This window comes from Anaerolineae bacterium (genome assembly GCA_014360855.1).
GTDB lineage: Bacteria > Chloroflexota > Anaerolineae > JACIWP01 > JACIWP01 > JACIWP01.
In genome coordinates this window covers 1-2,073 of the sequence record JACIWP010000387.1, presented here as the reverse complement: position 1 = coordinate 2,073, position 2,073 = coordinate 1, and the positions used below count along the sequence as shown (strand labels likewise).

Sequence of the window (2,073 nt, the reverse complement as noted above, 5' to 3'; positions counted from 1 at the left end):
TCCGCTGGAAGCCGGCCCTCCTGGGCCTTGCCGGTCTGCTGGCCGGCGCCGGCATTGCCCTCGCCCTGCACCAGCACGGGCCGGCCGGCACCAACTGGGGCGCGCACCTGACGGCGACCCTGATAGGGATGTGGCAGGCGGTGCCGGGCCTGCCGGCGCGCGCCCTGCTGGCGGCCGGCTTCGCCCTGTACCAGTTCCCCCTCACCCTTGCGCTGGCTGTGCCGGGATGGCGGGCACTGCGGCATGAACGCCGGCGCGCCGCCTGGTTCCTGGCGCTGGCCTGGCTGGGTGATGTGCTGTTCGCCCTGCTGTTCCCTGCGCCGGACGGGTATGTCTTTTTCCTGCCGGCCTATTTCATCACCGCGCTGTGCATCGGGCTGGGGATGGAGCGGCTTCTCCGCCGATGGGGGCATCCCCTTCGCCTGGCGGCCGGCGCCCTGCTCGCGCCCATCCTGCTCTACTTCCTCCTGCCCCTGTCGCTGAACGCCTTGGGCTGGAACCCGCTGGGCCTGCGACAGCTCCCCTACCGGGATGGCAACAGGTTCCATCTGTGGCCGGCCAAGACGGCGTACTGGGGGCCGCGCCGCTACGGCGAGGAAACGCTGGCCTCCCTGCCAGCGCATGCGGTAGTGCTGGCCGATCACACCCTGCGCCAGAACCTGCTCTATTTCCAGCAGGTGGAGGGCCGCCGGCCGGATGTGTGGATCGTCGAAATTTACAGCGGGCAGGGCCGGCAGATGCCTTTTATCGCCGGCTTGCTGGGCCAGCGGCCGATATTCGCGGCGGCCGTCGACCGCTACCTGGACCCCGAAGTGGCGGCGGCATACTGCCTGCGGCCGGCGGGCCTGCTGTATCAAATACTGCCGCGGGAGGGTTCCGATGCGCGTTGTCCTTGACGGCCGGCCGGTGGGCGAGCATTTCCCCGGCATCGGCCGCTACGTCTATCATTTGACGCGAGCGCTGGCGGAAGGAGCGCCGGCGCCGGATATCCTCCTGCTCCATGACCCGCGCACCGGCGTGCCCTGGCGCGACCTGGCAGGGGAATTCCCCCAGATAACGTTGGTGCCGGCGCCCTGGTCACCCTTCTCGCCGGCCGGCCAGGTCGCCGTCCCCCGACTGCTCCGTTCGTTGGAGGCTGACCTGTACCATGCCACTTATTACCTGATGCCCTATCTGGCCGGCCTGCCGACCGTGCTGACCGTGTATGACCTGGTGCCCCTGCGGGTGCCCACGGCCCTCGCGCCGGCATGGAAGCGGCATCTGTATCACCTGCTCCACCGGCTGGCGGTGCGGCGCGCCGGCCTGTGCCTGGCTATATCCCAGGCCACGGCCAGAGATATGACCGAACTGCTGGGTGTGCCGCCGGCGCGAGTGCGGGTGACCTACCTGGCCCCCGACCCGCGCTTTCACCCCGCCCAGGACCCGGCGGACACGGCACGCTGGAAGCAGAGCCGCGGCCTGCCGGCGCGTTACGTGCTCTACGTTGGCATCAACAAGCCGCACAAGAACCTGGAACGGCTGGTGCGGGCATGGGAGATCGTCATGGCGCGCTGGCGGGAGGCATGGGGGGAACGGCCGGCGCTGGTATGGGCCGGCCCGCAGGACCCCCGCTTCCCCGATACCATCGAGGCATTTCGCCGGACGCCGTCCACCTACGCGCTGGGCCGGCTCCCCGACGAAGAGCTGGTGCACCTGTATCAGGGGGCCGAACTGCTGGTGCACCCCTCCCTCTACGAGGGTTTTGGACTGCCGGTGCTGGAGGCCATGGCCTGCGGGGTGCCGGTGGCCTGTTCGGGGCGGCCGGGGCTGTCCGAGATCGCCGGCGGCGCGGCGCTCCTCTTTGACCCGGAGGATGAGACGGCGATTGCCGATGTTCTGACAGAGCTGTTGGCATCACCCGAGCGCCGGCAGGCCCTGGCGCTGGCCGGCCTGGCGCGCGCCGCTGAGTTCACCTGGCCGGCCACGGCGCGCGCTACCCTGGCCGCTTACAGTGAGCTGACGCGCTCGCCGGCGGAGAAAGGATAAGTCCATGCACGTCTTGCATCTCTACAAGGACTATTTCCCTGTGCTGAA

General features: G+C 69.6%; 2 protein-coding genes. Both read left to right on the top strand.

What is annotated here, in order from left to right; translation table 11 throughout:
• A partial coding sequence (locus H5T60_14300; GenBank protein ID MBC7243604.1) for a hypothetical protein occupies positions 1-896 on the top strand: 896 nt, incomplete at its 5' end.
• The gene (locus tag H5T60_14295) at positions 880-2,025 is read left to right on the top strand and encodes a glycosyltransferase family 4 protein (GenBank protein ID MBC7243603.1); all 1,146 of its coding nucleotides are present in this window, start codon (positions 880-882) and stop codon (positions 2,023-2,025) included. The genes H5T60_14300 and H5T60_14295, both read left to right, overlap by 17 nt.
• The last annotated feature ends 48 nt before the right edge of the window (positions 2,026-2,073 follow it).

Excerpts from the sequence above, each read along its gene's own strand:
- H5T60_14295 (MBC7243603.1), top strand. The coding sequence starts at position 880 with ATGCGCGTTGTCCTTGACGGCCGGCCGGTGGGCGAGCATTTCCCCGGC.